This is a genomic window from Cognatilysobacter segetis (assembly GCF_004359965.1).
Lineage (GTDB): Bacteria > Pseudomonadota > Gammaproteobacteria > Xanthomonadales > Xanthomonadaceae > Cognatilysobacter > Cognatilysobacter segetis.
Genome location: NZ_SMRQ01000004.1, coordinates 23,440 through 49,492 on the forward strand (window position 1 = coordinate 23,440; position 26,053 = coordinate 49,492).

The 26,053-nt window shown below is 72.3% G+C and carries 22 protein-coding genes and 1 riboswitch; of the genes, 9 read left to right on the top strand and 13 right to left on the bottom strand.

Annotation, left to right across the window (positions count from 1 at the left end):
* Genes E4F61_RS01535 through E4F61_RS01550 form a run of 4 tightly spaced genes read right to left on the bottom strand, consistent with a single transcriptional unit; the run spans position 1 to position 3,839 of the window.
* On the bottom strand, positions 1-609 hold the full coding sequence (locus tag E4F61_RS01535) for a DUF2894 domain-containing protein (RefSeq protein ID WP_133477635.1): 609 nt from the start codon (positions 607-609) through the stop codon (positions 1-3).
* Positions 606-1,247 (bottom strand): OmpA family protein, encoded by a 642-nt coding sequence (locus E4F61_RS01540; RefSeq protein ID WP_133477637.1) that lies wholly within the window; start codon positions 1,245-1,247, stop codon positions 606-608. Before E4F61_RS01540 ends, E4F61_RS01535 begins: the two co-directional genes overlap by 4 nt.
* On the bottom strand, positions 1,244-3,184 hold the full coding sequence (locus E4F61_RS01545) for a DUF802 domain-containing protein (RefSeq protein WP_133477639.1): 1,941 nt from the start codon (positions 3,182-3,184) through the stop codon (positions 1,244-1,246). The genes E4F61_RS01540 and E4F61_RS01545 overlap by 4 nt, the downstream gene beginning before the upstream one ends.
* Positions 3,177-3,839, bottom strand: a complete 663-nt coding sequence (locus E4F61_RS01550; RefSeq protein ID WP_133477640.1) for a DUF3348 family protein — start codon at positions 3,837-3,839, stop codon at positions 3,177-3,179. The genes E4F61_RS01545 and E4F61_RS01550 overlap by 8 nt, the downstream gene beginning before the upstream one ends.
* Before the next feature lie 440 nt (positions 3,840-4,279).
* On the opposite strand from E4F61_RS01550, the gene E4F61_RS01555 reads away from it, so the two are divergent.
* Positions 4,280-4,564: a hypothetical protein gene (locus E4F61_RS01555; protein WP_133477642.1), complete on the top strand. Its 285-nt coding sequence runs from the start codon at positions 4,280-4,282 to the stop codon at positions 4,562-4,564.
* Between the two features lie 401 nt (positions 4,565-4,965).
* On the top strand, positions 4,966-5,280 hold the full coding sequence (locus tag E4F61_RS01560) for a hypothetical protein (protein WP_133477644.1): 315 nt from the start codon (positions 4,966-4,968) through the stop codon (positions 5,278-5,280).
* 62 nt (positions 5,281-5,342) lie between these two features.
* Here the strand turns inward: E4F61_RS01560 and E4F61_RS01565 are convergent, their stop codons facing one another.
* Positions 5,343-6,083, bottom strand: a complete 741-nt coding sequence (locus tag E4F61_RS01565; protein ID WP_133477646.1) for a hypothetical protein — start codon at positions 6,081-6,083, stop codon at positions 5,343-5,345.
* A 208-nt stretch (positions 6,084-6,291) separates the two neighbouring features.
* Positions 6,292-9,879, bottom strand: a complete 3,588-nt coding sequence (locus E4F61_RS01570) for a PAS domain S-box protein (RefSeq protein WP_162301359.1) — start codon at positions 9,877-9,879, stop codon at positions 6,292-6,294.
* Between the two features lie 177 nt (positions 9,880-10,056).
* Between E4F61_RS01570 and queD the strand changes: the two genes are divergently transcribed.
* Entirely contained in the window at positions 10,057-10,416 is a 360-nt protein-coding gene (queD, locus tag E4F61_RS01575) for a 6-carboxytetrahydropterin synthase QueD (RefSeq protein WP_133477650.1), read from the top strand.
* Between the two features lie 157 nt (positions 10,417-10,573).
* The gene (locus E4F61_RS01580) at positions 10,574-11,020 is read left to right on the top strand and encodes a phasin family protein (RefSeq protein ID WP_133477652.1); all 447 of its coding nucleotides are present in this window, start codon (positions 10,574-10,576) and stop codon (positions 11,018-11,020) included.
* A gap of 135 nt (positions 11,021-11,155) precedes the next feature.
* Here E4F61_RS01580 and E4F61_RS01585 read toward each other — a convergent pair whose 3' ends face one another.
* Both E4F61_RS01585 and E4F61_RS01590 read right to left on the bottom strand, forming a co-directional pair.
* Positions 11,156-14,311 carry a multidrug efflux RND transporter permease subunit gene (locus E4F61_RS01585; protein ID WP_133477654.1) on the bottom strand — a complete coding sequence of 1,052 codons (3,156 nt, stop codon included), beginning with the start codon at positions 14,309-14,311 and terminating at the stop codon, positions 11,156-11,158.
* 6 nt (positions 14,312-14,317) lie between these two features.
* Positions 14,318-15,496 carry an efflux RND transporter periplasmic adaptor subunit gene (locus E4F61_RS01590; RefSeq protein ID WP_238382758.1) on the bottom strand — a complete coding sequence of 393 codons (1,179 nt, stop codon included), beginning with the start codon at positions 15,494-15,496 and terminating at the stop codon, positions 14,318-14,320.
* Positions 15,497-15,715: 219 nt separating this feature from the next.
* Here E4F61_RS01590 and E4F61_RS01595 point away from each other — a divergent pair, with 219 nt between their 5' ends.
* From E4F61_RS01595 to btuB, 3 genes are all read left to right on the top strand, one after another.
* Positions 15,716-16,204, top strand: a complete 489-nt coding sequence (locus tag E4F61_RS01595; protein WP_133477656.1) for a GAF domain-containing protein — start codon at positions 15,716-15,718, stop codon at positions 16,202-16,204.
* Positions 16,205-16,206: 2 nt separating this feature from the next.
* On the top strand, positions 16,207-16,572 hold the full coding sequence (locus tag E4F61_RS01600; RefSeq protein WP_133477658.1) for a TfoX/Sxy family protein: 366 nt from the start codon (positions 16,207-16,209) through the stop codon (positions 16,570-16,572).
* A gap of 169 nt (positions 16,573-16,741) precedes the next feature.
* A riboswitch (cobalamin riboswitch) is annotated at positions 16,742-16,958 on the top strand.
* Between the two features lie 118 nt (positions 16,959-17,076).
* Positions 17,077-18,906 carry a TonB-dependent vitamin B12 receptor gene (btuB, locus tag E4F61_RS01605; RefSeq protein ID WP_133477660.1) on the top strand — a complete coding sequence of 610 codons (1,830 nt, stop codon included), beginning with the start codon at positions 17,077-17,079 and terminating at the stop codon, positions 18,904-18,906.
* A gap of 39 nt (positions 18,907-18,945) precedes the next feature.
* On the opposite strand, the gene E4F61_RS01610 is transcribed toward btuB, so the two are convergent.
* The 3 genes from E4F61_RS01610 to E4F61_RS01620 form a co-directional block, all read right to left on the bottom strand.
* The gene (locus E4F61_RS01610; RefSeq protein WP_238382760.1) at positions 18,946-19,443 is read right to left on the bottom strand and encodes a hypothetical protein; all 498 of its coding nucleotides are present in this window, start codon (positions 19,441-19,443) and stop codon (positions 18,946-18,948) included.
* A gap of 112 nt (positions 19,444-19,555) precedes the next feature.
* Positions 19,556-19,939 carry a GtrA family protein gene (locus E4F61_RS01615; RefSeq protein WP_133477662.1) on the bottom strand — a complete coding sequence of 128 codons (384 nt, stop codon included), beginning with the start codon at positions 19,937-19,939 and terminating at the stop codon, positions 19,556-19,558.
* Positions 19,936-21,927, bottom strand: a complete 1,992-nt coding sequence (locus E4F61_RS01620) for a hypothetical protein (RefSeq protein ID WP_133477664.1) — start codon at positions 21,925-21,927, stop codon at positions 19,936-19,938. Before E4F61_RS01620 ends, E4F61_RS01615 begins: the two co-directional genes overlap by 4 nt.
* 114 nt (positions 21,928-22,041) lie before the next feature.
* On the opposite strand from E4F61_RS01620, the gene glmU reads away from it, so the two are divergent.
* On the top strand, positions 22,042-23,412 hold the full coding sequence (gene glmU / locus E4F61_RS01625; protein ID WP_133477666.1) for a bifunctional UDP-N-acetylglucosamine diphosphorylase/glucosamine-1-phosphate N-acetyltransferase GlmU: 1,371 nt from the start codon (positions 22,042-22,044) through the stop codon (positions 23,410-23,412).
* Between the two features lie 30 nt (positions 23,413-23,442).
* Here glmU and E4F61_RS01630 read toward each other — a convergent pair whose 3' ends face one another.
* Positions 23,443-24,276: a universal stress protein gene (locus E4F61_RS01630; RefSeq protein ID WP_133477668.1), complete on the bottom strand. Its 834-nt coding sequence runs from the start codon at positions 24,274-24,276 to the stop codon at positions 23,443-23,445.
* A gap of 160 nt (positions 24,277-24,436) precedes the next feature.
* Here E4F61_RS01630 and E4F61_RS01635 point away from each other — a divergent pair, with 160 nt between their 5' ends.
* Complete coding sequence (locus E4F61_RS01635) at positions 24,437-24,997, top strand: DUF1003 domain-containing protein (protein WP_133477670.1); 561 nt, start codon at positions 24,437-24,439, stop codon at positions 24,995-24,997.
* 6 nt (positions 24,998-25,003) lie between these two features.
* Here E4F61_RS01635 and E4F61_RS01640 read toward each other — a convergent pair whose 3' ends face one another.
* Positions 25,004-25,984, bottom strand: a complete 981-nt coding sequence (locus E4F61_RS01640) for a L,D-transpeptidase (protein WP_162301360.1) — start codon at positions 25,982-25,984, stop codon at positions 25,004-25,006.
* Positions 25,985-26,053 lie beyond the last annotated feature (69 nt).

Sequence of the window (26,053 nt, forward strand, 5' to 3'; positions counted from 1 at the left end):
TCACCCGCCGGCCGCGGTCCGCCGTCGCCGGCGACGCGGCGCGCCGGACGGGTCCGGAACCGCGGCGCCCGGCGTCATCGCCTCCAACCGCGCCAGCGTGTCGACGTAGCCCATGAACGCGGCGAGGTACTCGGGCGCGTCGTCGCACATGCGCAACAGCGCGCGATGCACGAGATGGGCGGAGTTGAGCGGGCCCGCGTTCTGCGGTGCCTCCTCCAGCGCCTGCCGCACCTGGCTCTCGGTGCGCACCCGGGCGCTCAGCCGACGGATCGCCTCCAGTGACGCACCGTCCTCGGCCTGCGCGGCGCCCGGCGTCGCGTCGTGCCGGTCCGCGTGGGTCGCAAGATGCGCAAGCAATCCGCGCAGCCCGCCCGACGCCGGTGCGGTAGTCGCTTCGTGCGGCCCCGTTCGCGGTTGCGCGTCGGCGTTCGAGGCATATGCGTCGACGAGCGCGGTGAGCCGCGCCTCGAGCAGGTCGCGCACGCCGCCGGACGACGCGGACGCACGCTGCTCCAGTGCGACGATGCGCGCATAGCCGAGCGGATCGACGTCCGCAATGCCGCGTTCGCGCCAGTCGGCGAGCCGCTGCCGCACCTCGTCCGCCTTCATCGCGCCGGTGCCGTCGATCGCGCGGGCCGCGGCATCGGTGCGATCTCGACACGGCGGTTGCGCGCGCGCCCGGCTTCGCTGTCGTTCGGGCCGACGGGTTGCTGCGCACCGAACGCGGCGGCGAACACGGCATCGGGCGGCACGCCATCGGCGATCAGCGCGCGCGTCACGGTCAGCGCGCGCTGGGCGGAGAGTTCCCAGTTGTCGGCGAACGGGCCGCTGCCGTTGCGCACGGTGCGGTTGTCGGTGAAGCCGCTCACCATCAGCACTTCGTCGCGACTGCGCAGGTAGGAGGCGAGCGGCCCGGCGAGGCTCTTCAGGAGCGCGCGGCCGTCGGGCTGCAGGCGGTCGGAATTGAAGTCGAACAGCACGTTGCCGCGGATGCCGATGCGGCCGTCGACGAGCGTGACGCGCCCGGACGCCAGCGGCACGGCGAGCGCCTGCTCCAGTGTCTGCATGCGCCGGGCTTCTTGCTCGCGACGCCGCACCTCCTCGTCCAGGCGCTGCGACAGCTGCATCTGCATCGCGAGCGCACCGACGAGGATCAGCACGAACACGCCCAGCAGCACGGACATCAGGTCGCCGAAGGCCGCCCAGATCGGTGCCGAGGCGTCGCTGTCGTCGAACTCGACGCTCATGCCGACTCCGTGCCGGCCGTCGCGCGCTGGCGCGCCAGCTGCTGCAGCTCGCCGATGACCTGCTTCTGCGCGAGCACGCTCAGGTCGACGACTTCGCGCGCCTGCGCGACGTAGTACGCCAGTTGCTCGTCGCTGCGCGCGAGCGACTGGGCCAGCGCGCTTTCCAGCGCCTCAAGGCGCGCCGCCATCCGCTCGTTCGTCGCGCTGAAGCGCTCGATCGCGCCGCCGAACACGTCGCCGAGGCTCGCCACCTCGACGGCGCCGGCGACGATGCGGTCGGCGGTGGCGTCCAGCCGCCCGGCCTGTGCGTCGACCTGCGCGGTGAAGCGCATCGCGACGCGCTCGAGCGCATCAGCCGACGTGCCGATGAGCGCGTCCACCGCGGCGCGCTGTTCTGCCGAGGCGTGGTTCACCGCGCCGAGCAGCGTGTCGACGGTGGCGAGCAGCCGCCCGCGCTCCTCCAGCATCACGTTGTCGCGCGCCAGGCTGTCGGACAGGTTCTGGCGCAGCTCGCCGATCACTGCCGCGGCGGCCCGGGGCGCTTCGGCCGCGTCGCGCACCAGCTGGCCGACTTCGTCGAGCAGCGCGCGCGCGTGGTCGCGGGTCTGCGCGTCCAGCGTGGCCTGCAGTTCGGCATGCGAGCGCTGCACGGCATCGACCAGCGACGCGGCCTGCTGCCCGAAGTCCGTCGCGGCCGCGTGGAGCGCCTGCCGGTGCAGCGCGGCGTGCGTCTCACCCGCCGCCACCTGCCGCGACAGCGCCTCGGTCCAGGCCGTGCTCGCGCGTTCGCTCGCGCCGTCGAAGCGCGTCGCCACAGTGTCGACCAGGCGCGCCGCGTCGCGTTCAAACGTCGCGCTGACGCCTTCGAGCGCCGTGCGCAGGTGCGCCACCAGGGCGTCGTTCGACACGCGCTGCGCATCGACCGCGCCCGTCCACAGGCCGGCCATGTCGCGCGTCGTCGACTGCAGCGTCGCGGTGACGTCGTCGACCTGACGCTGCATCGACTCGCCGACGCGCTCGTGCAGCGACGCCGCGTGTTGCGCGAGCGCGGCCATCGTCGATTCCACCACCGGCTGCAGCGTCGCGCTGGCTGCGCGCGCGCCGTCCTCGACGCTGCGGCGCAGCGACGCTTCGACCGACGCGGCCAACCGCAGATGGACGGCTTCGGCGCGCTCGAAGAAGGCGGCCTGCTGCGACGACTGGTGTTCGCCGGTGAGGCGCGCCTGCTGCTCCATCGACTCGACCGTGGCCTTGAGCTGTTCGACCAGCGCGGGCACCGCGTCCGCCTGGCGTTGCAGCAGGCGGAACGCTTCCTCGCGCTGGTGCGCGATCGAGAAGCCGCGCAGCGAGGTCGCGGCGACGGCATCGAGCGCGTGCACGGCGAGCGCGCGCTCGCGTCGGCACAGGGCGGACAGCAGCCCGAGCATCGCCGAAGCCGCCACGCCGGCGATCGACGTACCGAACGCGAATGCGAGGCCCTTGACCGGTGCAGCGAGCGAGGTGCGTACCGCGTCGAGGTCGGTCGCGCTTTCGAGCGCGATGCCGGTGCCGCGCAGCGTGGTCATCATGCCGAGCAGGGTGCCGAGCATGCCCAGCAGCACCAGCAGGCCGACGAGGTACGGCGTGATCGCGGGCGCGGGCGACGGCGCGCGTTCGCCTTCGATGCGCAGCCGGACGCCCGGGCGCAGCGACGGCGGCAGCCGGTCGAGCCACGCGGCGAGATCCGCGACGGGTCCATCGGTCGCGACGACGACGCCGTGCAGCGCCTCGGTGGCGTGCTGGTAGCGCCGCAGTTCGAGCCCGCCGGCGAGGTAGCAGGCGGCGATCAGCAGCACCACCGCCATCGCGAGCGGGTTCGTGCCGAGGTAGCCGGCGCCGATCCATCCCGGCACGACGAGGCCGGCGAGGAAGACGGCGGGTTTGAGCAGCTTAGTCATGGCGGTCCGGAAGGGTCGTGCGAAGGGCCGCGTCGAGGCCGCGGAGGGGCTGCAGGCGGAGTTCGAGCTCGGCCAGCAGCAGGCATTTCATGTCGTGCCGGAGCGCCGCCGGCGGCGCGGGCGGCGCGGCCGTGGAGCGGCGTTCGACGTGGCGCGCGAACAGGTCGGGAATCGCGCCGAGCAGCGACCGCTCGCGCGCACCCAGCGCGCGCTCCATCGCCGCGTCGAGCGCGACCAGCCGCGCGAGACGGGGCGCCTCCCGGGCCAGGCGATCGCGCAGGCGCTTGCGCGACAGCCCGACCTCGCCCTCCATCACCTGCTGCAGCGCGACGTAGCGCTGGCGGAAGAAGGCGGCGTCGTGCGTGGCATCGCCGTTCGCGAACGCGCGATCGCCCTCGAGCGCGGCAGTCACCGCGTCGCGAACGCGCGCGGCCTCGTCGACGGACTCCGTAGCGGCGGCGCCGGGCATGGCGACCATGCCCGCGGTCGCGGCCGTCTCGAGCGCCGCCGACAGCGCGACGGCCTGCGGCCAGTCGATCCAGGCGGCGAGCCGGGCGGCGGGGGGCGGGGCCGGGGGCGCGTCGGTGCCGTCGAGGCGCGCGAGCAGGCCGATCAGGCCCGGGCTGTGGGCCTGCGCCCCTGCGATTCGTTCCACTGCGTCGATACGGCCAAAACGGGGATTTTACCCGCCCCGTGGACGCGGGTCGCCCGGCGCCGCCGGCTGCGGGTCGACTGCGTCCGATCAAGGGCGACGCGGGCCCGGGCCGCGCGGCGCGTTGCCGAGCGCCGGATGGCCGCGGCCGCGCCTCGACATGACGCGCTGGAATCGGCTCGCGTCGGCCTGTGGCGTAAGCCCGACGTGGGGCTAACTGATTCACCCGATCGCCACCCGGCGAGGACGATGCTGCGCTCGCATCGTTGTCTCCGATGCAACCGGTCCAGCCGGCTCGTGAGGGATGGCGCTCTGGCGACGCTCCGCCAGGGCGCCTTTTCGCCGGCCATCCCTGCACCCCGCGTCGCCCACGGCTGCATGCGTCGGGCGCGCGTCCCGCGCGTCGATGTCCGTCGCGCCCCACCCGACCTACCGGTACTCCCATGCAGATCCGAGTTTACGAACGATCCGACGGCGCCCTCATGGTCGCGTCCACTGGCGTGGACGGCCTGCCCGTCGCCAAGAGCTGCGGCGACCTCTCGCACGTCGGCACCTGCGAGGTCGACACCGGTTCGCTCTCGCCGTGGGTGGTCGACAAGCTCCGCAACGACGACATGTGCGCCGTGATCGGACGCGACGCGATCGCCGTCCGCCAGGCGCTCGGCCAGATCAGGCCGCCGCCGGATCCCAGCACCGTCGACGAACGCTGGCTGCATCCGATCGGGTGAGGTACGGGGTCGCGGGCCGGCCTTCGCCACCACTCGTCATCGAGCCGTCGAGCGTCCCTGATGTCGTACGCGCGCTCCTCGGGCCGGTCGTCGTGGACTGCGGCGCGGCGTACGCCGGAGTGTCCGTGCAGGCCGAACGCACGCCGCTGCGGACCCTGCGCAACGACCGATCCCGCACCGATGTGGCTCGCACGCTCGGCCACGTCGTTAGACAGCGGCGCACCGTCCGCGGCACCGCTGCGCTGCGAGCTCATGGGCATCGACTTTGCCGGGCATTGAAACGATCACCGGGCCACCACAGTCGCTGCCGTGCGATGAACGCGCTTCGCCTTCGCGCGACGCATGCACGCGTCCTACAGGCCCGGCGTGACAGCCTCGGAGTCCCCGAGCCGGAGCCCCGCATGGTCCGTAATCCCAGGACACTGATGGTGTGCAGCCTGCTCGCGCTGGCGACCGGAATGGCGCTGGGCAGCCGGCTTGCGCCGGGCGCGAGCGACGCTGCGGCCGACGGTTGGATGACCCCCGCGCTGGCCGACCGCCTCGCCGCCTGGCAGGGACATCGCTGGGCGCGACCGGCCGTCGCGGTCGACGGACCGGCCGGCAATGCAATTACCGTCGATATCGATACGGCGCCCGAGGCCGCGGGCCTCGAAGGCGGTCGCCACCCGCGGATGCCACGCATGTCGCGCGACACCATGGCGCGCGCCGCGCGTTGAAGGCGCGATCCGACGCTGACCGCGTTCCGCTCGCCTTGCGCCCGCCGTGCTCGCGCGTGCGGTCAGACGCGCACGTCCTGCGCGGTCGGGAACACGGCCGGACCGGGCGCGGTCGACTGCAGCATCGACGCCAGCGCATCGCGCAGCGACGCGTCGATGCGCATCCCCTCGTCCTCCGGCGACACGGCGGCCTCGCATTCGCGGCGCCACTGCGGCACCACCACGTCACGCACGTGCGCGTAGCGCGCCAGCAGCAGGTCGCCGTACTGCCGCACCAGCCGCATGTGCGCGACCGCGACGTCCCACGAACTGACCAGCATCGCGAGGTGGCCGAGGCGCCGCGCCATGGCGTCCGCGGGCAGGCCGCCCTCGAGCGCGAAGGCGCCCAGCGCCTCGCGCCCGCGCTCGGCGATGTCCGACAGGCGCATGCGCTGGCGCATCACGTGGGCGATCGCCTCGTCGAGCTCGCGCAGGTGCTCGGCCACGTCGCGGGCGCGGCGCTCGGCCAGCTGCAGGCGGATGCGGATGTGCTCGTGGGCCTGGCGCGCACGCGCCTGCGCCGGCATGTCGCGGCCCAGCAGGCGGCCGACGATGCCGGCCCGGCGCGCGGCGTTACGCGCCTGCGCCACCTCCAGCGCCTGCACGATCCCGGCGAGTTCCTCCAGCAGCGCGGAGGTGCTGCGCCGCTCGATCAGTGCGGTCGCCCGGTCGAGGTCGACCTGGCCGATGATTTCGCGATCGATCCGGCCGACGGGCTCGTCGGGCAGGTCCAGGCGGGCGGGTGTCTCGAACGGTTGGGACACGGCGGCTCCTGCTTACTCGCCTGATCGCCGGCGACCGGTCCCCGACCGGTGGACGCCGGACGCGCGATTTCGTGACCGCGCGCACGAATCGAGTGTACTCCGCGACCGGCTGTCGCGTCGGCCCCGGCGCACCGTCCCATGCTGCGGCCGACGACCGGAGCGTGCCGGGGCGGGCGTCGCCTTTCGACGGATCGACGCGGCGACGCGCTCAGGCCGCCGGCACGACCGCGTCCGCGCCGCGCACGACCGCGGCCTGCACGGCCTCCACGCTCACCGGCTTGGTCAGGTGCAGGTCGAAGCCCGCTTCGGCGGACTGGCGCTTGTCGCGCTCGCCCGCCCAGCCGCTGACCGCGACGATCAGCACCGCATCGCCGCCCGGAAGCGCACGCATCCGCCGGGCCAGCTCGAAGCCGTCCATGCCCGGCATGCCGAGGTCGAGGAAGGCGACCTCGGGACGCCAGGCCTCCGCGATGCGAAGCCCTTCGGCGCCGCCGAAGGCGGCACGCGCATCGTGGCCCTCGAGCTCGAGCATCATCGCCAGCGTGGCGGCCGCGTCCTGGTTGTCGTCGACCACCAGCACGCGGCGGCGCGGCACCGACTCGGCCGCGGGCGGCGGTTGCGCCTCCAGCGACGGCACGTCGCCCACATCGACGGCGAGCGGCAGGCGCACCGTAAACGTGCTGCCGCGCCCGAGCCCGGCGCTCGCGGCCTCGATGCTGCCGCCGTGCATCTCGACCAGCCGGCGCGCCAGCGCGAGGCCGATGCCGAGCCCGCCCTGCGCGCGGTCGAGCGTGCGGTTGACCTGCGCGAACATGCCGAACACCTCGCCCAGCGCGTCCGGGGGAATGCCGAGGCCGGTGTCCGTCACGACGACGCAGGCGACGCCATCGCCCGGTTCCACGCGCAGCGTGATGTCGCCGCCGTCGGGCGTGTACTTGGCCGCGTTGGTGAGCAGGTTGCCGATCACCTGCGCGACGCGCGTGGCATCGGCATCGACCCACAGCGGCGCGTCGCGCATCTGCACGTGCAGGCGATGCCGCGCGGCTTCCAGCTGCGGGCGTGCCGATTCCACCGCGGCGCGCGCGGCGTCCTGCAGCGCGATGCGGTCGCGCTGCAGCACCACCTTGCCGCTGGTGATGCGCGAGACGTCGAGCAGGTCGTCGATCAGCCGCACCATGTGGCCGAGCTGGCGTTCCATCATCCGCCGCGTGCGACGCGCGGTGTCGGCATCGTCGGTGAGGTCGAGCACGTGCAGGCCCGTGCGCACCGGCGACAACGGATTGCGCAGCTCGTGCGCGAGCGTGGCGAGGAATTCGTCCTTCCGGCGGTCCGCCTCGCGCAGCGCTTCCTCCGCCTGCCGGCGCTCGGTCACGTCCATCAGCGCGCCGATGTAGCCGAGGAATTCGCTGCCGGCACCGAAGCGCGGGCGGGCGGTGACGTGCAGCCAGCGGTAGGCACCGTCCCAGCGCAGCGCGCGGTATTCCGCGGCGAAGGCGCGGTAGTCGTGGGCGGCCTCGTCGAACGCCGCGGCGTAGCCGGCGAGGTCGTCGGGATGCACGACCTCCTTCCAGCCGAAGTCGAGTTCCGCTTCGGGCAGGCGTCCGGTGAACTCGGTCCAGCGACGGCTCACGTAGCTGCAGCGGCCGTCGGACTCCGCCACCCAGATCATCATCGGCGCGGTGTCGGCGAGCTGGCGGAAGCGCGCTTCCGACTCGCGCACCGCGGCGATCGACTTGGCGCGCTCGATCGCCGGCCACAGGCGACCGATGACCTCGCGCAGCAGGTGCAGTTCGTCGTCGCGCCACGCGCGCGGCGTGCTCGCCGAGGCCGTGAGCGTGCCGGCGATGCGGCCCTCGATCACGTACGACGCCGCCGCCAGCGCGACCGTGCCGAACGGCAGGTAGTTCAGCGCGAACGGCGCGGTGAGCGGATCGGTGCGCAGGTCGCGGATGGCGACCGCCTCACCGGAGGCGAGCCGGAGGCCGAAGTCGCTGGTGAAGAATTCGCGCGCGTCGAACGAGCCGGACACGCGCGGGGCGCGGTCGGTCCACTCGTGCAGCGTGCGGACGCGCGCGTTCTCGAGGTCGATGTCCGACAGCGTGCAGCGCATCAGCCCGAGATGTTCGCCGAGCAGCCGCAGGCCGGTGGCGGCGACCTCGTCCGCGCTGGTGGCCTGCGCGACGCGCCGATCCACCTCGGCGAGGAACGCGGCGGCGGCGGCCGCGCGCTTCTGCTCGGTGACGTCGGTGTTGGTCTGCATGACCGACTGCGGCCGGCCGGCCGCGTCGCGCGTCAGCACCCAGCGCGAATGGATGACGCGCGGCTCGCCGTCCTTGCGGTAGTGCAGCAGGTCCCCGTCCCAGCGGTCGGACACGAGCAGCTCGCGCGTGATCTCGCGCAGCGGCATCGGGAACTCCGTGCGCAGCAGCTCCGCGGCATTGCGGTCGATCGCTTCCTCGCGCGTGTAGCCGTAGAGCCGCACGGAACCGTCGTTCCAGTAATGGATGCGGCCGTCGAGGTGGCGGATCAGGATCGCGTCGCTGGTGAGGTCGAGCAGGCGCGCCTGCTCGGCGAGGCGGCGCTGGTCGCCGCGCCGTCCGGTGACGTCCGTGATCGTGCCGACCATCGTCGACGGCCGCCCGTCCGCATCGGCCATCGCGCGTCCACGGGCCTCGAGCCAGAGCGTCGTGCCGTCGGGGCGCTGGATGCGGAACTCGCTTTCGAACAGCGCCTGCCGCTCCAGCGCGCTGAGGAACGCGGCGCGCACGCGCGGGACGTCGGCGGCATCCAGCAGTTCCACGATCCCCGCGCGCGTGGGCTGCACGTCGCCGGGGCCGAGCCCGGTGATCTGCGCGCATTCGGGCGAGAACGCCATCGCGCCGGTGCGCAGGTCGATCTTCCACAGGCCGGTATTGGACGCGTCGAGCGCGAGGCGCAGGCGGGCCTCGCTCAGCACCAGCGCGCGCTGGGCGCGGCGCTCGTCCGCGAACACCGCGAGCACCACGGTCGAGACGGTGCTGACGGCGAGGAACATCTGCAGGTCGAGGTAGCGCGCATGCGGCGCCGCCGTGCCGAACGGGCCGAGCCCGAGCGTCGTGCTCCAGAGCGCGATGCCCGCCAGCAGCAGGCAGGCCAGCGTGGCGCCGCGCAGGCGAAGCGACAGCGACGCCCACATCAGCGGGCAGTAGACGACGAACGCGTAGGTGCGCTGCCCGTCGCTGAAGAACACGAACATGCCGATGAACGCGAGCAGCGCGAGGCACACGCCGAGCTCGAGCCACCAGCGCACCGGCCGCGCCAGCCCCGCACGCGCCCAGGCGAGGACGACGCTGCCCACCACGAGCACGCCGACGATGTCCCCCAGCCACCACTGCACCCAGCCGAGACGGATGCTGGTCGCGTCCAGCCCGTGGGCCTGGCCGATCGCCAGCATGCCGACCGTGGCGCCGATCAGGCCCGTCACCGCGCCGGCCACGATGAACAGCAGGAAGTCGCTGAAGGTCTCGATGCGGGCGTTGAAGCGCGTGCGCGACAGCAGCCGGGCACCCGCCACCGTGGCGAGCGCGTTGGCCATGGCGATCGTCACGACGACCCAGGCCGGATGCGCGGAATGGTTGACTGCGGCTGCGGCGAGGTAGCCCAGCACGATCCCCGGCCAGTACCGGGTCCCCGCCAGGACGAGCACCGCCAGCGCGACGCCTGCGGCCGGCCAGACCGGCGAACCCGCCGCGTGCGCGCTGCTCCAGCGCAGCCCGAGCAGCGCCAGCGCACCGTAGGCTCCGGCGAGCGCGAACATTCCCGGCAGGCTCCGCCACGCGACAGGCCGGCGAGCCACGTCGTGGCCGGCGGGCGAAGGCGCGGTGTGCGGGTCGGCTGGGGCCATTCGGAGTCGGCCGGATTGGAACGTTCCTAACGTTAGCAGAGGCCGCGCACCGCACCGGGACGCAGCGCACCGAGCCGTACAATGGGCGCGATGGATATCTTCAAGGTCTTCACCCTCGAGGCGGCGCACCGGCTGCCCAACGTCCCGCCCGGGCACAAGTGCGCGCGGCTGCACGGCCATTCGTTCCGGATCGAGATCCACGTCTCCGGCGAACCGGGCGCGGACACCGGTTGGGTGATGGACTTCGCCGACCTCAAGGCCGCGTTCCGCCCGCTCTACGACCGCCTCGATCACCACTATCTCAACGAGATCGAAGGCCTCGAGAACCCGACCAGCGAGCGCCTGGCGGCCTGGATCTGGGAGCGCCTGCTGCCGGCCCTGCCGCAACTGTCCGAAGTGACGGTGCACGAGACCTGCACGTCCGGCTGCCGGTACCGCGGCCCCGCCTGAGACGCGCCCGGGCTCCGGCGCCCGACCGGCCACGGCCGCTCACCTCCCTGACCCGCCCACAACGGCCGACGAGCGGTTGTTGCAGCGCAGCATCGACACGCCTATGCTGCAACGCACCATCCCTGCTGTATCGGCTTCGAGCCGAGGAGAGTCCGCCATGTACGCACAGTTCAACGAGCAGTTCGCCGCGGCCACCCGCCAGTTCGCCGACACGGCTGCCCGCATCAACCGCCTGACCCTCGAGAACGCCGAGGCCATCGTCGGCCTGCAGCTGGCCGCCCTCGAGGAGCGCACCTCGGCCACCTTCGCTTTCCTCGGCGAGGCTGCCCAGGTCCGCGATCTCGACGGCGCCAAGAACCTCCTCCCCCGCGGTGCACAGGTCGCCCGCGAGAACGTGGAGCGCGCCCTGACCACCGGCCAGGACGTCGTCAACCGCAACGTCAAGGTGCTCGAGTCGGTCGCGCAGATCGCCAAGGGCCAGTTCGAGGCCGCCGCGCGCAGCGCGAACGACACCGTCAAGCAGGCGCAGGAGCAGTTCACGCAGGCCGCCAAGGGCACCGCCCAGGCGACTGAGCAGGCGGTCAACGGCAAGACCGCGAAGTAAGTTTTCTCTCTCTCCAGTTCGCTGGAACCGAACCCGGCAGCCACGGCTGCCGGGTTTTTTTGTGCCCGCGACCCGGCATCGCCTCCCAACGACGAAGCCCCCGCAGTGCGGGGGCTTCGAGGTCATCCGCGCGGGTCAGAGCGGGATGCGGTGGTGCGCGTCGTTCGGATCGAGCTTCGGCGGATCGTCGAGCGTGTCGCCGAGCACGCGCCGCACGATCACGTAGAACACCGGGATCAGCAGCAGGCCGAGGAACGTCGCGAAGGCCATGCCGCCGATGACGCCGGTGCCGATGGCATGCCGCGAGTTCGCGCCCGCGCCGCTCGAGATCGCCAGCGGCACCACGCCCATGATGAAGGCGAACGAGGTCATCAGGATCGGGCGCAGTCGCAGCTTCGAGGCTTCCACGACCGCCTGGCGCAGCGGCTTGCCCGCCTGTCGCTCGGCGATCGCGAACTCGATGATCAGGATCGCGTTCTTGGCCGCGAGGCCGATCACCGTGATCAGGCCGATCTTGAAGTAGATGTCGTTGGGCAGGTTGCGCAGCATCGAGAACACGATCGCGCCGAGCACGCCCAGCGGCACCACCAGCAACACGGCCACCGGCACCGACCAGCTCTCGTAGAGCGCGGCCAGGCACAGGAACACCACGACGATCGACAGGATCATCAGCATCGTGGTCTGGCTGCCCGACAGGATTTCCTGGTGCGACTGGCCGGCCCAGTCGTAGCCGAAGCCCGGCCGCAGGTCGTTCTCGACGATGCGCTGCATCGCCGCCATCGCCTCGCCCGAGCTCTTGCCCGGCGCCTGCGAGCCGACGATCTCCACCGCCGCGAAGCCGTTGTAGCGCGTCAGCGACGGCTGCGCGACGGTCCACTTCGCATGCACCACGTTGCTCAGCGGGATCATCGTCGGCGTGCCGTCGGGCGACGTCGCGTCCGGCGCCGGGGTGTAGAAGTGCGACAGCGACTCCGGCCCGGTGCGGTACGGCGCATCGGCCTGCATGGTGACGCGCTTCACGCGCCCGCCCTGCACGTAGTCGTTGACGTAGATCGGCGCCAGCATCAACTGGATCGAGTTGTAGATGTCGCCGACCGACAGCCCCATCGCCTGCGCCTGGACGCGGTCCACGTCCAGCTTGAGCTGCGGCGACGGCTCGAGCGTGTTCGGGCGCACGCCTACCAGCGTCTTGTCCTCCGACGCCTTGGCCAGCAGAGTGCCCATCGCCTGCTGCAGCGCGTCGCGGCCCTGGCCGCTGCGGTCCTGCAGGTACATGTCGAAGCCGCCGAACGCGCCGAGGCCGTTCACGGTGGGCAGGTTGATGACGAAGATCTGCGCGTCGCGGATCGGGAACAGGCGCATGTTCGCCTGCTGGATGAACTCGGTCGCCGTCGTCTTGCGCTCGTTCCACGGCTTGAGCTTGATGAACGCCATGCCGACGTTCTCGCCCTGGCCGATGAAGCTGAAGCCGGCCACCTGCATCATCCCCTCGTAGCCGTCGATCTTGTTGACCTGCTGGCGCACCTGCTCGAACACCGCCTCGGTGCGACGCAGCGTCGCGCCCGGCGGCAGCTGCACCACGGCCAGCGCGTAGCCCTGGTCCTCTTCCGGCAGGAACGAGCCCGGCATCTTCCAGAACAGGAAGCCCGTCAGCAGCGCGAGCGCCGCGAACACCGCCATCCAGCGCGGCGCGTGCTGCACGGCACTGCCGATGTGGCGCACGTAGAGCGTGCTCATCCGCTGGTAGCCGCGGTTGAAGCCGCGGAAGATCGGGTTGCGTGCGTCCTCGTGCTTGCTCGGCTTGAGCAGGTTGGCGCACAGCGCGGGCGTGAAGCCGAGCGCGAGGAACGCCGAGAACAGCATCGCCATCGCGATGGTCAGCGCGAACTGCTTGTACACCGCGCCGGCCGAGCCCGACTGCAGCGCCGACGGCACGAACACCGCGGCCAGCACCAGCGTGATCGCGATGACCGCGCCGGTGATCTGCTGCATGGCCTTGTAGGTCGCCTCGCGCGGCGGCAGGCCTTCCTCGGTCATGATGCGTTCGACGTTCTCGATCACCACGATCGCGTCGTCGACCACGATGCCGATCGCGAGCACCATGCCGAACAGCGAGAGCTGGTTGATCGTGAAACCCAGCACCTTCATGCCGAGGAACGTACCCAGCAACGCCACCGGGATCACCAGCGTCGGGATCAGCGTGGCGCGCAGGTTCTGCAGGAACAGCAGCATCACGAGGAACACCAGCACCATCGCCTCGGCGAGCGTCTGGATCACCTCGTCGACCGACACGCGCACGAAGTCGGAGCTGTCGTAGGGCGAGAACCACTTCACACCCTGCGGGAAGCTCGGCTGCAGCTCGTCCATGCGCTTCTTGACCGCGGCGGCGACCGCCAGCGCGTTCTCGCCCGGCGCCAGCTGCACGGCGAAGCCGGCGGCCGGCGAACCGTCCCACTTGAGGTCGAAGCCGTGCGCCGAGCCCTGCACCTGCACGCGCGCGACGTCGCGCAGGCGCACGCTGGCGCCGTTCGCGTCGCTGCGCAGCAGGATGTTCTCGAACTCCTGCGGCGTGGAGAAGCGGCCCTCGGCCGCGACCGTCGCGGTGAACATCTGCGACTCGGGCGACGGCTCGCCGCCGACCTGGCCGGCCGAGAACTGCACGTTCTGCGCGCGGACCGCGGCCAGCACGTCACTGGCCGACAGGCCGTACGCCTGCAACTTGTCCGGGTTGAGCCAGATGTGCATCGCGTACTCGCCGCCGAACAGCTGCGTACCGCCGACGCCGGGCACGCGCGAGATCTGGTCGAGCACGGTGGAGGCGAGCAGGTCGGACAGCTGGTCCTTGCCGATCGCCGGATCCGACGAGCGCAGCGCGACCACCATCAGGAAGCCGGAGTTCGCCTTCGCCACGGTGATGCCGTTGCGGGTGACGTCGGCCGGCAGGCGCGGCGTGGCCTGCGCGACCTTGTTCTGCACCTGCATCTGCGCGATGTCGGGATCGGTGCCGGGCTTGAACGTCAGGTTCACCGAGGCCGAACCCTGGCTGGACGACGCGCTGAAGTAGTCGAGCCCGTCGATGCCGCTGAGCTGCTGCTCGATGATCTGCGTCACCGCCCGCTCGACCGTCTCGGCGTTCGCGCCCGGATAGCTGGCGTTGATGCCCACCTGCGGCGGCGCGATGTTCGGGTAGGACTCGATGCCGAGCGTCCGGATCGACAGGAAACCGGCGATCACGATCATGATCGCGATCACCCAGGCGAACACCGGGTGGTTGATGAAGTAGCGGGACATGGCGGATCAGCCCTTCGGCGCGGCGGCCGGCGCGGTCGCGGGCGCGGGCGCGTCCGGCGTCCACGGCGTCGCCTTCACCGGGGCGCCCGGCTGCGCCTTCTGGATGCCCGAGACGATCACGCGATCGCCCGGCACCAGGCCCTTCTCGATGATCCACTTGCCGTCCTGTTGGCGGTCGGCCGTGACGTCCTTGCGCGCGGCCTTGCCGTCCTTGCCAACGACGAGCACGTACGCGCCCTGCGCGTCGCGCAACACCGCGGCCTGCGGCACGAGGTAGACCGACGGCTGCAGGCCGAGCGTCGCGCGCACCGTCACGTAGGTGCCGGGCAGCAGCCGGTGCTCGGGATTGGGCAGCTTCGCGCGCAGCGAGACGGCGCCGGTGGCCGGATCGACCACGCTGCCTTCGAAGTCGAGCGCACCGCGCGGGCCGTACGTGCTGCCGTCGGGCAGCACCACCTGCACGTCGCGGTCGGCGGGCTCGCCCTGCGACTGCGCGCGGCGCAGCTGGTCGAGCTCGGCAATCGAGATCGAGAAGTTCGCGTAGAGCGGATCGATCTGGTCGACCGTGGTCAGCAGCGTCGGCGTGCCCTGCCCGACCAGCGCGCCCTCGGTCACCTGCGCGCGGCCCGCGCGCCCGGCGATGGGCGAGCGCACGGTCGCGTAGCCCAGGCTGATGCGCGAGCTCGACAGCGCGGCGCGCGCCTGCGCCACCGCGGCCGACGCGCTGCGCTCGGCGGCGATCGCGTTGTCGAGGTCGTTGCGCGAGATGAACTTGCCCGGCGCGAGCTGCCGCGCGCGTGCCGCGGTGGCGCGCGCGTTCGCGTACTGCGCCTCGGCCGCGGCCAGGGCGGCCTGCGTCTGCCCGGTCTGCGCGCGCAGTTCGGTCGGATCGATCACGAACAGCGCCTGGCCTTCGCCCACGTCGCTGCCTTCCTCGTAGACCCGGCGCTGCACGATGCCGGGCACGCGGGCGCGCACCTCGGCGGTGCGGAACGGCGCGAGCCGGCCGACCAGGTCCTTGCGCAACGGGAACGCCTGCGGGCGGACCTCGACCACGCCGACCTCGGCGGGCGGCATCGCGCCGCCGGGGCCCATGCCCTGCGCGGGCGCATCGCCCTTGCCGCAGGCGGTCAGCGCAAGGGCCAGGACGCCGGTCGCGGCGAGAAGGCGCGGGGTGCGGATCATCGGGTAGCTCCGGGTGTGGGACGGGCGCATCGCCGCGGCCGTCGTAATTTGTGCACTGCGCAGTGTAGCTATTCGAAGACGGCCGGAACGGGCGGAAAGTCATGCCGGCGACGGGCGGCGCCTCCATCGCCGATCGCGCACCACGGTGTTGCATGCATGAAGGGGAATAACGCGCGATCGCGTGGCGGACGGCCGCCGTCGACCCGCTAGACTCGGCGCATGACCTTCATCGCCTCCACGCTCAGCGGCAGCAAGCCCGAGCAGTACGCGCAACTGCTCGAGCAGGTGCACGGCCTGCTGCACGGCGAGCGCGACCGCATCGCCAACGCCGCGAACCTGTCCGCGCTCGTCTACCACGCGCTGCCCGCCCTCAACTGGGTCGGCTTCTATCTCTACGACGGCACCGAACTGGTGGTCGGCCCGTTCCAGGGCCTGCCGGCCTGCGTGCGCATTCCGCTCGACAAGGGCGTGTGCGGCGCCGCGGCGAGCACGCGCCAGACGCAGCGCGTGGCCGACGTGCATGCGTTCCCGGGCCACATCGCCTGCGATTCGGCGTCGCGCTCGGAAGTCGTGGTGCCGTTGATCGCGGCCGACGGTTCGCTGATTGGCGTGTTCGACCTCGACAGTCCGGAGCCCGACCGCTTCGACGCCGACGACCAGCGCGGCCTCGAGGCGATCGCGCAGGCGTTCGTCGAATCGCTGGGCTGACGATGGACGCCGCGCCGAAACCGCTCGCGATCGGCGGCAAGTCCGCCGCCTGGCTGCGCCAGGTCGGTATCCGCACGTGGGACGACGTGCACGCGGTCGGTGCGCTCGAGGCGTTCATGCGCGTCAAGCGCGCCGGCTTCAAGCCGAGCCTCAACCTGCTGTACGCGCTGGAAGGCGTGCTGGTGGGCTGCCACTGGCAGCAGGTCGCGGTGGACCGCCGGGCGGAACTCGCGGCGCAGGCGCAGGCCGCGACCGCGCTGCTGCCGTGGTCGCGACGCGGTCCGCCGCCGTCGGCGGTGACGACGACGCTGGGCGAGGCGCACGAAGCCGCGACGGTCGACGACGTGCCGGACGCCTTGTCGTTCTGAGCGGCGCACCGCGCGTGTGCGGGAACGGCGCATCGGGCGTCGTCGTGGTGGATCCGTTCGAACATCGTTGCGCTGCGAATTCCGCTCGCGGCTTCGCCACGCCCTGTCGCCGCGTGGCGCGCGCGGTCGCCGCGCCCGCCCGGCCTGCGCGCATCGGCGCTTTGCCGTAGACTCCGCCCCGCTTTCGGGTGACCCGCCGCCGCCAGGCGTCGGGTTGAAACGGGAAGCCGGTGACGCGCCATGCGCCAGCCCGGCACTGCCCCCGCAACGGTAAGCGAGTAAAGCCGCGGCATCGGCCACTGTGATTCGTCACGGGAAGGCGCCACCGGTGGGATGCGATGCATCCGCTCGCGAGTCCGGAGACCGGCCCGGAAGCCTGACTGGTTGCGATGCGGAGGGCGTCGCGCGGCCCGTGGCGCGCGTGCGCCATCGTTCCGCTTCGTCCTCTCCAAGCGACTTCCTTCCCTAGCACGGCGTGGGGCCGTGCCCGCTGGAGATGTATCGATGACGTTCCGCCTTCTTTCCGTGGCCGTTCTGGCCGCGCTCGCCCTGCCCGCTTCCGCCGACGAAACCGACACGCTCGACCAGGTCGTCGTCACCGCCACGCGTACGCCCGTCGCCGTGCGCGACGTGCTCGCCGCCGTCGAGGTGATCGACCGCGACGAGATCGAGCGCAGCCAGGCTCGCTCGCTGCCCGACCTGCTGCGCGGCCGCGCCGGTATCTCGATCGGCAACCAGGGCGGGCTCGGCAAGCTCACCACGCTGTTCGTGCGCGGCAGCGAATCCGACCACGTGCTGGTGCTCGTGGACGGCGTGCGCATGGGCTCGGCGACCTCCGGCCTGGTTTCGTTCCAGGATCTTCCGGTCGACCTGATCGACCGCATCGAGATCGTGCGCGGCCCGCGTTCCAGCCTTTACGGCAGCGAGGCGATCGGCGGCGTCATCCAGATCTTCACGCGCCGCGACGCCGGTGCGCCGACCCCGCGGTTCTCGATCGGCGCGGGCAGCGACGACACGTACGAAGCCAGCGCCGGCATCGGCGGCCGCGCCGGGCGGGGCTGGTTCGGCGCCGACGTCTCGCGCCAGCAGACCCGCGGCCGCAATGCCTGCCGCGGCGCGGGTGCGCCGGTCTTCGCCGGCTGCTTCACCGACGAGCCCGATCGCGACGGCTACACGCGCGACGCCGTGTCGCTGCGCGGCGGCGCCGACCTCGGCGACACGCTCAAGCTCGACGCACGCGTGCTGCGCAGCGAAGGCGACAACGAGTACGACGGCTTCTACAACCGTTCGACCACCGTGCAGCAGGTGCTCGCTGGCGGCATCGCGTGGACGCCGTCGCAGGCGGCGGCGCTGCGCCTGCAGGCCGGTCGCGATCGCGACGCGTCGGACAATTACGCCGGCGATACGTTCGCCGGGGATTTCGCCAGCGATCGCGACACCGCCTCGCTGCAGGGCGACTTCACCCTCGCCGCGGGCCAGCGCCTGAGCACCGGCGTCGAGTGGCAGCGCGACACCGTGCGCGGCGCGACGCCGTACGCGATGACCTCGCGCCGCGACCGCGCGGCGTTCCTGCAGTACCAGGGCGACTTCGGCGCGTTCGACGCGCAGGCCAGCGCGCGCCACGACGACAACGACCAGTTCGGTGGCCATGCCACCGGCAACCTCGCCTTCGGCTACGACCTCTCGCGCGCGTGGCGCCTCACGCTGGGCGGCGGGACGGCGTTCAAGGCCCCGACGTTCAACGAGCTCTACTACCCGTGCTGCAGCAATCCGCTGCTGCGGCCGGAGCGCTCGCGCAGCGTCGAAGCGGGCCTCGCCTGGAAGGGCGCGACGTCGAACCTGCGCCTGGACGTCTACCAGACGCACGTGGACGATCTCATCGCCTTCGACAGCGTCACCTTCGCGCCCGCGAACATCGAACGCGCGCGCCTGCGCGGTGCCGAGCTCAGCGGCGATACGACGCTCGCCGGCTGGATCGCGAACGCGAGCCTCAGCATCGTCGATGCGAAGAACCGCACGCAGCCGGGTTCGACGCTTGAGCTGCCGCGGCGTTCGCGCGGCAGCGCGCGCATCGACCTCGACCGCGCGTTCGGTGCGTTCCGTCTCGGACTCACCGCAGCCGGCGAAGGCGCGCGTTACGACGACTTCGCGAACGCGCACCGCCTGGGGGCGTTCGCGACCGTCGACCTGCGCGGCGAGTACGCACTCGCGCCGGCCTGGACGCTGCAGGCACGCGTGCAGAACCTGTTCGATCGCCGCTACGAAACGGTCGAGTACTACAACCAGCCCGGCCGCGGCGTATTCGTGACACTGCGCTACGCGCCCGCGCGCTGAGCCGTCGACACGACCGCCGGCCCGCGCCGGCGGTCGCGTTCAGTGCCGGCCCGGCGCCGGCACCGTCTGCGCGAACCGCGCGTAATCGACCGGCACGCCGATCATGTCCGGCCGCACTGCGCGCAGCGTGCAGACCAGCTCCTCGTAGCTCGTGGCGAGCTGCCGGAACATCGCCGCGTACGCACTGCGGCCGGTGTCCGCGATGCCGAGGTAGGCACTCCGGCCGATGTCCATGAAGTAGCGCACGTTGACGCGGCGCCGTTCGGCGAGCGAGGGAAACAGGCCCGCGATCAGCAGGCAACGGTCGCCGACCTCGCGCAGCGACTCCTCGCGCACCGAACCGGACTGCGCCTGCGCGTGCAGCCAGTCGAGCGCCTGCGTGCGCGCCAGCAGGTGGCCGTCGCCCTGGTGCCGCAGCAGCACGAACACGAGGTAGCTCTCGCGCGATTCGTCGAGCACGAAACCCGCGCGCTCGCCCGCCTCGTGCACCAGCGCCTGCCACAACTCGGCGGACGCGCCCTGTCGCATCTGGACCATCGCCCCTGGCCTCCGTACCGCGGCCCCTCGCCACGGTTATCGGCCCGCAAGCGGCCGACTGGCGTCAGGTGTAGCGCGGCGGCGATGAACGGCGATTCAAGGCGGCGACGCCTCAGCGTCGATAGACCCAGTGACGCGACAGCAGGAAGCCGACGACCCCCAGGATGAATTCGACCGCGGGCTTGGCGAGCCAGGCCCAGTGCAGGCCGACCACCTGGTCGATGACGCCGAGCGACCAGGTGCTGACGATCGTGGTGGCGATCCACATCACGGTGAAGCGCGTGAACTGGGTGCCGCCGATGGCCACGTCGTGGTCGCCGAAGGTGAAACGCCCGTTCATCCAGAAGCCCAGCGAGGCGCCAGCGATGCGACCCAGCACGTTGGCCGGCTCGATCGCCATGCCGGCATGGCTCAGCGCGACCACCACCGCCCAGTCGACCAGCCATTGCACGAGGCCGATCGTCAGGTAGGCGCGGCTCTGGCGGCTCAGGCTCATGGGGTGCGGGGCGGTCGAAGGGCCCAGCACTCTACCGGGCCGACGGTCAGAAGAATGTAAGCACCCGCGCGCACCAGGCCCGCGCGGCGCGCCGGCGTGGCATCGGGTGCGCGTAGCAGCACGACGTCGATGGCCTGGTCACGCAGCAGCTGCGCCCACGCGGCGCCGCTCGGGTCGGCATCCGCGACGATCGCCGCCGCGTGCAGGCGCGGCGCGTACCACGCGGTCGTGCGACCGCGCCCCGCGAGCTCGGCATGCGCGGCGCCGCCGAGATCGAGCACGACGGCCTCCGGCGCGATCTCCCGCAGCCGCGCGATGGCGAGGCGCTCGGGCGCGTAGCGCTGCAACAGCGGCGCGTCGCGGCCGCCGGCGGCCAGCGCGCGCTTGATGCCGCCGGTGTGCAGCGTCCACCCGCTGTTGGCCTGGAAGGCCAGGTCGGCGATGCAGACCACCGCGAGCAGCGCGATCGCACGGCGCGCGGGATACAGCGCGGCGACGGTCGCGACCGCCGGCGGCAGCAGCAGGACCAGGCCGGGCACCACGTAGCGCGCATAGGGGAGCACCGCCATCGGCACCGCGATCGCCACCAGCGCGCAGAGCGTGGGCACGCGCGTGCGGCGCGGGCCGAGCCCGGCGATCGCGACGCCCGCGAAGGCCACCAGCAGAAGCCCGAGGCCGCCGTTCCAGCCCTCCAGGTGCCGGGCCGTGAGGAACGTCATCGACCAGGGCACCGGCATGCCCGGCACTGCGCGCCAGCGCGTGTCGACAAAATCGACCGGCGCGAAGCACGGCGAACGGAAAACGCTGTTGAGCAGCGGCAGCAGCGGGTTGCCGCAGCGGGTCCAGGCATAGGCGTAGCTCGAGCCGCCGACCGCGGCGACGAGCGCCAGCGCCACCGCCACGCGGCCCGGCCGCAGGCCGTCCGAACGCAGGAACGCGACGCTGGCCAGCAGCGCGGCCGCCGGCAGGTGGATCGCCTTCAGGCCGAGCAGCACGCCGGCGAGCAACGCCACCGCGATCCACGAGCGCGCACCCGGCCGCAGCGCGATCGTGAGCAGCGCCAGCATCGGGGCGGTCGCCGGAAGTTCCGTCTGCATGCCCCCGACCAGCAGCGCGACCGACGGCAGCGTCGCGAACAGGGCGACCGCCAGCCAGCGGAAGGCCGGCGCGGTGCCGAGCGTGCCCGTCGCGCGCGCCACCAGCGCGGCAGAGGCGACGAGCCACGCCGCGTCCAGCGCGCCGCGCGCCTCGCCGCGCGCGAGCACCTGCACCATGCCCTGCAGCACGTCGCCCGCCCACGGCGCCAGCGCCCAGACCTGCTGCGACGCATCGAGCGCATAGCGGCCGTTGCGCAGCAACTGCCACGGCAGGCCCAAGTGGTAGGCGAGGTCGTCGTACTGCAGCGTCGGCAGCCACGCGCCCGCCGAGGCGAGGCCCAGCGCCAGCACCGACATGGCCGCGATGCGCGGCGACGCGTCCACGGCGCCGACCCACCGACGGCGCGCGTCACGCAGGCAGGCGCCCAGCACGCGGCGGCGCGCGAGCGCGACCACCGCCAGCATCGGCGCATACACCTCAATGCGGTGCACGGGCCAAGGCAGCAGCCACCCGACCACGCCGGCGATCACCGCGCACCCGACGACGAACGCGGCGGCCGCGTCATCCACGACCCACGTGCCGATCGCGATCGCGGCGGCCGCCAGCAGCGCGGTCGCGAGCATCGGCCCCGGCCCGGCCATCACGCCCAGCGCAATCGCCCCGACCAGCGCGATCGCATCGGCCATGCGCAGCCGCGGCGCGCGCGCGAGCAGCCCCGCGAGCGCGGCCCACAGCGCGGCGAGCAGCAGCATTTCGCCGATGCGCGGCGCCGGCAGCGCGGTCCACATGCGATGGACGACCAGGCCGGCGACGCAGGCGAGCAGGCCCGCCTCGACGAGGCGGCGCTGCAGGCGGACGCCGGGCGTCGGGGATTCGGAAGGGGTCGGCACGCGCGCATCCTAGTGGCTCGACCGCGCGCCGGCATCCCGCCGCGCGCGTCGCGCACGCGGGCGATGCCACGCGACCCGTAGAATCCCGGCGTCCCTCGCCAGCCGGATCCGCCCATGACCGCACCCCTGCACGTCGTCATCCTCGCCGCGGGCGAAGGCACGCGCATGCGGTCCGCGCGGCCGAAGGTGCTGCAGACCGTGGCGGGGATCCCGATGCTGCAGCACGTGATCGACACCGCGCGCACGCTCGAGCCCGCCGGCATCCACGTGGTCTACGGCCACCACGGCGAGCAGGTGCGCGACGCGTTCATCGGCCAGCACGACCTCGACTGGGTCGAGCAGGCCGAGCGCCTAGGCACGGGCCACGCGGTGCTGCAGGCGATGCCGCAGGTGGAACAGGACGCGCGCGTGCTGGTGCTCTACGGCGACGTGCCGCTGATCCGCACCGAGACGCTGGAGCGCCTGCTCGAGGCCGAAGGCCGCATCGCGATGCTGGCCGCCGACCTCGACGATCCCACCGGCTACGGCCGCGTGATCCGCGACGCCGCCGGCCGCGTGGCGCGCATCGTCGAGCAGAAGGACGCGAACGACGACGAGCGCGAGATCTCGCTGGTCAACACCGGGATCCTCGTCGCCGACGCCGCGCCGCTGCAGCGTTGGCTCGCGCATCTGTCGAACGACAACGCGCAGGGCGAGTACTACCTGACCGACGTGTTCGCCTCGGCGTCGGACGAATTCAACCCGGCCGAGATCGTGCTGGTCGACGATCCGCAGGAAACCGAAGGCGCCAACGACCGCTGGCAGCTCGCGCAGCTCGAGCGCGCCCTGCAGCGTCGCTGCGCGCAGGCGCTGTGCGCCGCCGGCGCGCGGCTGGTCGATCCCGAACGTTTCGACCAGCGCGGCACGGTGCGCGTGGGCATGGACGTGGAGATCGACGTCGACGTGATCCTGGAAGGCGAGATCGAGCTCGGCGACGGCGTGCGTATCGGCCCGTTCTGCCGGCTCAAGGACGTCAGGCTCGGACCCGGCACGGAAGTGCGCGCGCACTGCGACCTCGACGGCGTGGTCGTCGAGGGCGCCGCGCAGATCGGGCCGTTCGCGCGGTTGCGGCCGGGCACGGTGCTGGCCGACGGCGTGCACATCGGCAACTTCGTCGAGACCAAGGCGACGACGATGGGCGTGTCGAGCAAGGCCAACCACCTCGCCTACCTCGGCGATGCGGTCATCGGCACCAAGGTGAACGTCGGCGCCGGCACCATCACCTGCAACTACGACGGCGCGAACAAGCACCGCACGACGATCGAGGACGGCGCCTTCATCGGTTCCAACAGTTCGCTGGTCGCGCCGGTGACCGTCGGGCGCGATGCCACCATCGGCGCGGGCTCGGTGATCACCAAGGACGCGCCGTCGGGCGAGCTCACCCTCGGCCGCGCGCGCCAGGCGACGCTCGAAGGCTGGCAGCGCCCGGTCAAGGCGCCGAAGTAGCGCCGCCGGGCCGCGCGCGGCCCGACCGCATCAGTGCCGCATCAGCAGCGGCAGGTCGGCATGCGCGAGCACGTGCCGCGTGACGCCGCCGAGCACCCATTCGGAAAAGCGCGCGTGGCCGTACGCGCCCATCACGAGCAGGTCGGCGTCCTCGCGCCGTGCCGCCGCGAGCAGCGCCGCACCGGTGGGCTCGCCACCGTCGCCGATGTCGCCGAGCGCGCGCACCTCGGCGTCGGGACGATGGCGCTCGAGCCAGTCCTCCAGGCAGAACGAGCGCCGCATCGACAACGGGCGTTGGCGCTCGCCGGTCAGCACCACCACGCGATGCGCGCGCGTGACGAATGGCAGCGCGCCGTGCAGCGCGCGCGCCGCGCCGGGCCGGCCATTCCAGGCCACGACCAGCGTCCCGAAGACGCGGCCCGCGTCGCCGCCGGCCGGCAGCACCAGCGTGGGCAGGCGCGTGGCGATCGTGATGCGGCCGACACCGCCGACGTGCGTCCACGGATCGTCGTCGGACGCATCGAGCCGCGCGACCACGAGGTCGTGGCAGCCGGCGACGTATTCGAGCGCCTGCGCGGCGTCGCCGGCCGACGCGAGCCAGACGGGATTGCGCGCACCCATCGATGCGGCCCATGCGCTGAACGCCTCGGCATGGCCCTCGGCCTCGCGCACCTGCCGCTCGGCCTCCATGGCCGCCGCGGCGGCGAGCATGCCGGGGTCGTAGGTGGTGACCGGCGGCATGCCGATCGGCACCACGTGCACGGCGGTCAGCGCGCCGCGAAAGGTGGCGGCGATGCGCGCGGCGGCCTCGACCGCGGCGTCCCAGTGGCCCAGGGTCTGCGCCCGCACGAGCACGTCGGTCATGGTCGTCTCCACGTCGGTCGATGGCGGCTACGTTGCCCAGCATGTCGACCCCGGCATTTGACCGGAATCAAGCCGCCACGCCCTGCCGACGAGCGGTGCGCACGCGGGGCGTCGCGACGCTCTTGTACGCTGTCGCTGCCTTCCGGACCGGGACGCTGCCATGGCGAACCACACCCACGACTCCGCGGCGCACCGCTGGTTCGGTCGCCGCTACGAAGAGCTGAAATCCGCGGAGCGCGAAGCGGTGGAACATGCCGCCCACCGACGCCTGCTCAGCGCCGACACCAACGCGCAATTCAACGAGAGCCTCACGTTCGGCGAGCGCCTCGCAGACCGCGTCGCGCGCTTCGGCGGCTCGTGGACCTTCATCCTGCTGTTCGCCGGCACGCTGCTGGCGTGGGCGTTGCTCAACGTGGCGTGGCTGCGCCATCCGTTCGACCCGTACCCCTTCATCTTCCTCACCCTGCTGCTGTCGATGCTCGCCGCGGTGCAGGCCCCGGTGATCATGATGAGCCAGAACCGGCAGGCCGCGAAGGACCGGCTCGACGCCGCGCACGATTACGCGGTGAACCTCAAGGCCGAGATGGAAATCATGGCGCTGCACGACAAGCTCGATGCACTGCGCACCGAGCAGTTGCAGGTGCTGATCGAGAAGCAGAACGACCAGCTGCAGCTGGTGCAGCGGCTGCTGGAACGCATCGAGCGCGACGCCGCGTCGTAAGGCGGTTCAGCGGCCACCGGCCTCCACGTCGATGCGCTGGAACTGCGCGCGATCGCCCAGCGGCTGGTCGGTGATCACCACCGTCGCGCCGGGTTGCAGCAGGTCCTCGACGCGACGCGCGATCTCGGCGGGCACGCCGATGCGGCCCGTGGCGATCGCCTGCTTCACCTGACCTTCGTCCTGCGTGCCCGGGGTGAGGTCGATCGACATCCATCGCCGCGCCGGACGATCCGGCAACACCGGGTTGACGCCTTCGGCCGCGCCGTCGAGCAGCACGTAGGCGTGGGTGCCGAGCACGAGGCCCGGCTCGACGCGCAGCGCCGCCTGGCCGATGCGCACACCGTTGCGCGTCACCACGAGTCGCGCATCCGACAGGCTCAGCACGACACTGACCGGACCGCCCGGCGACAGCTCGGGCGTCCAGAAGTCGCCGCTCGCCGCGGGGGCATCGCTCGACGGCAGGCCGCGCAGCACCTCGCCCGCCGCGGCGATGCCGGGCTGCGCCTGCCGGTCGGTGACGATCACCGTGTCGCCGGTGCGCGTGGCATTGAACAGGGCCTTCGCGAACGCCTCCGGCAGGCGGATGCAGCCGTGCGAGGCGGGCCGTCCCGGCACCACGCCGGCATGCAGCGCCACGCCGTCCCATGTCAGCCGCTGCATGAAGGGCATGGGCGCGCTGTCGTAGAGGTTGGAGTAGTGCTCCACCTCCTTCTGCAGGATGGTGAACAGGCCCACCGGCGTTTCGTGGCCGGGCTTGCCGCTGCTGATGCTCGACGCGCCGATGCGCACGCCGTTGCGGTACACGTGCAGCTGCTGCAGCGGCAGGCTGACCACGATGAGCAACGGCCCGGCGGGTGCGATCGCGGGCTGCCAGACGTACTCGCCCGGGCGCGGCTTCCACGTCGCCGGCACCACGGCCGATGCGCTCGACACCGCCAGCGCCAGCAGCAGGAGGAGGATGCAACGCAACGGCAGGTGCCAGCTCATCATCGACAGCGATCCGGGATACGACGCGCATGCTGCGCCGGAATCCGCGCGGGAGCTTGACCTGGATCA

Excerpts from the sequence above, each read along its gene's own strand:
- E4F61_RS01535 (WP_133477635.1), bottom strand. The coding sequence starts at position 609 with ATGAAGGCGGACGAGGTGCGGCAGCGGCTCGCCGACTGGCGCGAACGC.
- E4F61_RS01540 (WP_133477637.1), bottom strand. The coding sequence starts at position 1,247 with ATGAGCGTCGAGTTCGACGACAGCGACGCCTCGGCACCGATCTGGGCG.
- E4F61_RS01545 (WP_133477639.1), bottom strand. The coding sequence starts at position 3,184 with ATGACTAAGCTGCTCAAACCCGCCGTCTTCCTCGCCGGCCTCGTCGTG.
- E4F61_RS01555 (WP_133477642.1), top strand. The coding sequence starts at position 4,280 with ATGCAGATCCGAGTTTACGAACGATCCGACGGCGCCCTCATGGTCGCG.
- E4F61_RS01560 (WP_133477644.1), top strand. The coding sequence starts at position 4,966 with ATGGTCCGTAATCCCAGGACACTGATGGTGTGCAGCCTGCTCGCGCTG.
- E4F61_RS01570 (WP_162301359.1), bottom strand. The coding sequence starts at position 9,879 with ATGTTCGCGCTCGCCGGAGCCTACGGTGCGCTGGCGCTGCTCGGGCTG.
- queD (WP_133477650.1), top strand. The coding sequence starts at position 10,057 with ATGGATATCTTCAAGGTCTTCACCCTCGAGGCGGCGCACCGGCTGCCC.
- E4F61_RS01580 (WP_133477652.1), top strand. The coding sequence starts at position 10,574 with ATGTACGCACAGTTCAACGAGCAGTTCGCCGCGGCCACCCGCCAGTTC.
- E4F61_RS01585 (WP_133477654.1), bottom strand. The coding sequence starts at position 14,311 with ATGTCCCGCTACTTCATCAACCACCCGGTGTTCGCCTGGGTGATCGCG.
- E4F61_RS01590 (WP_238382758.1), bottom strand. The coding sequence starts at position 15,496 with ATGATCCGCACCCCGCGCCTTCTCGCCGCGACCGGCGTCCTGGCCCTT.
- E4F61_RS01595 (WP_133477656.1), top strand. The coding sequence starts at position 15,716 with ATGACCTTCATCGCCTCCACGCTCAGCGGCAGCAAGCCCGAGCAGTAC.
- E4F61_RS01600 (WP_133477658.1), top strand. The coding sequence starts at position 16,207 with ATGGACGCCGCGCCGAAACCGCTCGCGATCGGCGGCAAGTCCGCCGCC.
- btuB (WP_133477660.1), top strand. The coding sequence starts at position 17,077 with ATGACGTTCCGCCTTCTTTCCGTGGCCGTTCTGGCCGCGCTCGCCCTG.
- E4F61_RS01610 (WP_238382760.1), bottom strand. The coding sequence starts at position 19,443 with ATGGTCCAGATGCGACAGGGCGCGTCCGCCGAGTTGTGGCAGGCGCTG.
- E4F61_RS01615 (WP_133477662.1), bottom strand. The coding sequence starts at position 19,939 with ATGAGCCTGAGCCGCCAGAGCCGCGCCTACCTGACGATCGGCCTCGTG.
- glmU (WP_133477666.1), top strand. The coding sequence starts at position 22,042 with ATGACCGCACCCCTGCACGTCGTCATCCTCGCCGCGGGCGAAGGCACG.
- E4F61_RS01630 (WP_133477668.1), bottom strand. The coding sequence starts at position 24,276 with ATGACCGACGTGCTCGTGCGGGCGCAGACCCTGGGCCACTGGGACGCC.
- E4F61_RS01635 (WP_133477670.1), top strand. The coding sequence starts at position 24,437 with ATGGCGAACCACACCCACGACTCCGCGGCGCACCGCTGGTTCGGTCGC.
- E4F61_RS01640 (WP_162301360.1), bottom strand. The coding sequence starts at position 25,984 with ATGAGCTGGCACCTGCCGTTGCGTTGCATCCTCCTCCTGCTGCTGGCG.